Genomic DNA, 4,525 nt, shown 5'->3' on the forward strand with positions numbered 1-4,525 from the left:
GGAAATGCAGAAGCATGGGAGCAAGTAGCAGGGGGAAAAGACGAAACTTTCTCCCCTGCCCCCCGCACCCTGCCCCAATTCCTCCTTTCCTTCTTCCCTTCCCCCTGCCTCTTCGTTGAGGAGCAATCCAAAATTTCAAAGTAAACAATATGGCATTAACTAATGGCGGCGTATTTGCCATTAGCAGGACTGGAAGATTTCACCAGTAAACTCGGAGTTGATGACCGAACATCGTCTAGGAAGCCTAAGTGTTCGCCAGCAATTTGGCGCAATTCTTCTGGAGAACCTTGGATTTGCAAACGTCCTTTCTCTAGTAATACAATCCAATCGCCTCGCTCAATGACTCTGGGGCGGTGACTAATTAAAATTGTGGTTTTGCCTTGGCGATAAGTAAGCAGTCGATCTAATACTTCAGCTTCACTCACCGGATCGAGAGCGCCAGTGGATTCATCCAAAATCAGTATAGGTGGGTTAGTAATTATTGCTCTAGCGATCGCTAATCTCTGCCGTTGCCCACCAGAAAGATTAGCTCCAAATTCTCCTAAGACAGTATGATATTTATCAGGTAATTCGCTAATAAATTCATCAGCTCCTGCTATTTTGCAAGCTGTGACAATTTGTTCAAAAGTCACATTAGGATAGCTGAAGTGGAAGTTATCAAAGATTGAGCGACTCCAGAAGTGTGGATCTTGCGGTACTAAGACTACCTGTTGTCGCAGGCATTCTAAAGATAAGTCTTGTCTGTTATAAAGACCATAACGAATATTACCTGACTGGAGGGAGTATAAACCAGCCATCAGTTTAGCTAGAGTACTTTTACCACAACCAGATTTACCAATTAAAGCAATAACTTTACCACCAGGGATAGTCAGGGAAAAATCTTGTAACAGGTCAACTCTACCAGCATGGTGAAAGTTAACTTTAGTGCAGATAATATTTGCATCAGTGGATATTTCTGCCCAAGGCTTTTTCTGTTCATTCGAGTCTTCTGCGGTAGCGTCAATCACTTCTGCCATCCGTTGGATGACAATTTGAGCAGTAATAAACTCATCAGCTAACCTGATTACTGAAGTCAGGAAACCGAGAAAGTTGCCACTCATGCCATTAAAAGCTAGCAGTTGACCAATAGATAATGTTTGATTAATTACTAAATAGCTGCCTAACCAGAGTAAACCTATATTAGTTAAAGTTGAAAGAATATTAGTGAATGTACTACTGTATAGTTCCAGTTTCATCGTACTCCAGCCCAAGTTAGCAAGGCGACCATAGTTGGTTTGATACTCTTGCCAAGCTTGGGGAGTTGCTTGTGTTGTTTTGAGTACTTGAACGCCGCGAAACGTTTCCACCAAAAAGCCTTGGTTTTCAGTACCTAATACGATAAGTTTACGGGTTTTCTGACGTAAGGCGGGTAGAAAAAGCAGGTTAACTAAGGTGACAATGACAAATGCCAATACAGAAGCCAGAGTCAATTGCCAACTCAAAAAGAGCATAAAGCCCAAGGAAACTAGTGCAATAAAAAATTCGCTAGGTAAACCAAGGACAATTTGCGAAACTAACTCATTGATGGCATGAATATCGGCAATTCGGCTGACGACTTCCCCACTACGGTGTCCTTCAAAGTAAGATAAGGGCAAGTGTAAAAGTTTTCGACCGTAGTCCAGTAGCAGTCCTAATTGTAAGCGCTGCCCGAAGTGACCAATCAGGTGAGACTGTACCAAACCAATTGCACTTTTAAACAAGTTTATGGCAATTACCCCAATTGCCACAGTAGTTAGTAATTGAGTATCTCCCCGCACTAGTACATCATCGGTGAGGAGTTGCATCATCAAGGGATAGGCGAGAGACAAAAGTCCGATCGCAATATTGATGGCGATCGCCTGACCCAGAAGCAAGCGATAGGGCCAAACACGCACCAAATAGCGTCCAAAGCCAGTCATTTTGTCATCCGGCTGCTCAGAAAAACGGGTGTCGTCTGGCACTAGCAGTAGCATAATCCCATTGCTCCAACCCTCGGCTAATTCTTTACGGCTGAGGTAACGGATACCAAATCCAGGATCAGAAATTACATATTTTTTCCCCTTATGCCCGTATAAAACTACCCAGTGGTAACCTTTCCAATGTATGATTGCGGGCATTGGAGCTTTATCTAAACTGTCGATCAGTTGAGCAGAAGCTTTGACCTGGCGAACATTGAATCCTAAAGCTTCTGCACCCCGATTCAAACCAAGCAGAGTAGTACCTTGCGACCCCGTGCCTACCGCTTCTCGTACCCGGCTCAGACTTAAAGTGCGTCCGTAATGTTTGGCAACAGTTGCAAGGCAGGCAGCGCCACAATCTTCTTCACTGTTTTGGAGAACAACCTGATATTTCATAAAAATCCGGGGATTATTTGGTTACGCCGTTTGTGACTTGATTTTCATGCCGTTCGCGTACTCTTACGCTCAAAGCTTGCTATGGGTATTACCATTTACGTTATTTGTATTATCTTTATTTAAATGAAAAAGTAGGAGCGAAAACGACCTCGCCCCTACAAACTGCGAGAAAAGGATGTTACTCAGCTAAAAAAGAAGGTGAGAGCATTCTTTTCTGTTTTAGGTTTTTCAGGATTCTAGTCTGCGGTATGAAATAGAACCGAGCTGATTATGCAGGTCTGATAGACTCGATGTCGTCGTTAGCACCGGCTAAATTGCCCTTGAAGTTACCTTTGCTGTATGGTGCTAGATAGTATTCATCACCTGTGTAATACTTACCAGTGTAGGCATACCAACCTTTGTTACCGGTTACCTGATACCAAGATGCTGTATCGTCATACTTGCCTAAATCCTTGATTCCTTTTGAGGCAGCTATTTCATATCCTGTATTATTGTATCCGCCCGAAAGGTATAATTTACCACCATTAACAGTAGCAGCATCTTCATGATCAAGGTCTTGCACTAATTCGATGCTATAAAGGTCTTGGGTGTTGATGTTAGACATTGTTTTTCTCCTGAGTTAATTAAGGGAGGTTAGGAAGTTGAGTGTGTAGCAGCACTGGCGTTTTGGGTGTTCGCCTTTACTGCACTCCTTTACAATAGGTAAATTTGATTAGACGCACATCGTCAAGTTAGGAAATTGACTTTCCAATTTTGGAAAGTCAATTGAAGAAGATAACTAAAACTTCTTAGGAACCCGAACAAGTAGATAATAGGACTTACGCATTGACAGAAAAAACTAAATATGTCTGTGGATTTCAGGCATTAAACCCTGAGTTTTTGACACTTTTTAGGCGATTGCTATTTATCAAACAATGATTGATAAAAGCCTGAAACGACGTATTTTCATTGATGCACAAGATAATAAATTTGTACAGTGCGTAAGTCCTAGATAATTGTGAGCAACAAGTGTGAGGAGCAACGGTAGGTGCAGAGCTAGAGAGAATCACCTCAGCATTTGTGTTATCATCAGGCAAAAGAAAAAGTAGGAGCATTACGACCTCGCCCCTACGAACTACTTCTCTTTTAAGTTTTTCAGGATTCTAGTAGTATTGAGGTGCAGGTTTTGCAGACTCGATGTTGTTGTTAAGATAGGTACCGAAAAAGTTACCTTTTGTGCCTGCTTTTAGAGTATATCTTGTACCTTTGTAATTCTTCTGAGTGTAGACATACCAACTTCTGGTACCCGTTACCTTGTACGAAGATGCTTTATTGCTGAAGTCGTTTACACCAGGAAGTGCGCCTAAATTAGCATCTGCGGCTATGAGAACTTCCTCCTCTCCTCCAGCATTAGGATTGTCGAAAAGGTATAGGGCACCACCACTAACAGTAGCAGCGGCTTCGTGGTCAAGGTCTTGTACCAATTCGATGCTGTAGAGGTCTTGGGTTTGGTTGTTAATATTAGACATTGTTTTTCTCGTTAGTTAATTGAGGCAGGTTAGTAATGTTGAGTCTATAGTGCGTCTGTAATGTTTGGCAATAGTTGCAAGGCAAGCAGTACCCAATCTTCTTCACTATGTTGGAGAACAACCTGATATTTCATGAAAAATCCAGAGATTACTAGGTTATACCATGTGCAACTTGATTCTCATGCTGTTCGCTTACTCCTACGTTCAATCAAGCTAGTTTATTTGTGCTATGTTCATTTAAATGAAAAAGTAGGAGCGAAAATAACCTCGCCCCTACGAATTACAAGAAAGTAGCACTACTACGTCTCTACATTCATTTTCGGAAATGTCTAATGTCATTGCGAATGAAGCGTTCGCAGTAGCGTCTCGTAGAGAAGCCTAATTAAGCAATTCGCTTGCGGCTGAGATTGCAACTCTTGGAGACGCTCTGCGAACGCTCGCAATGACTGTAAATATTTTTTTGTCCGACTACTTATAACTAGGGAATCTTAGGAACCCAAACAGGTAGGTAAATGTAACCAAGAACTGTGAGGAGCAACAGTAGGTGCAGAGGCAGTGAGAATCACCTCACCATTAGAGCCGTACATCCATCCGGGAGCAACGCGATTTGGTGAGGTAGGATCAAAAACCAGCGATCGCTAACAA

At 42.3% G+C, this 4,525-nt stretch carries 3 protein-coding genes; all 3 read right to left on the minus strand.

Annotation, left to right across the window (positions count from 1 at the left end):
- Positions 1-155: 155 nt before the first annotated feature.
- Entirely contained in the window at positions 156-2,372 is a 2,217-nt protein-coding gene (locus ACFE90_RS36590) for a peptidase domain-containing ABC transporter (protein ID WP_375507138.1), read from the minus strand.
- A 268-nt stretch (positions 2,373-2,640) separates the two neighbouring features.
- Entirely contained in the window at positions 2,641-2,976 is a 336-nt protein-coding gene (locus ACFE90_RS36595) for a hypothetical protein (RefSeq protein WP_375507139.1), read from the minus strand.
- Positions 2,977-3,514: 538 nt separating this feature from the next.
- A complete protein-coding gene (locus tag ACFE90_RS36600; RefSeq protein WP_375507140.1) occupies positions 3,515-3,880 on the minus strand; it encodes a peptidase inhibitor family I36 protein in 366 nt (121 codons plus the stop codon).
- Positions 3,881-4,525: the final 645 nt, after the last annotated feature.

The organism is uncultured Nostoc sp. (assembly GCF_964245445.1).
Taxonomy (GTDB): domain Bacteria; phylum Cyanobacteriota; class Cyanobacteriia; order Cyanobacteriales; family Nostocaceae; genus Nostoc.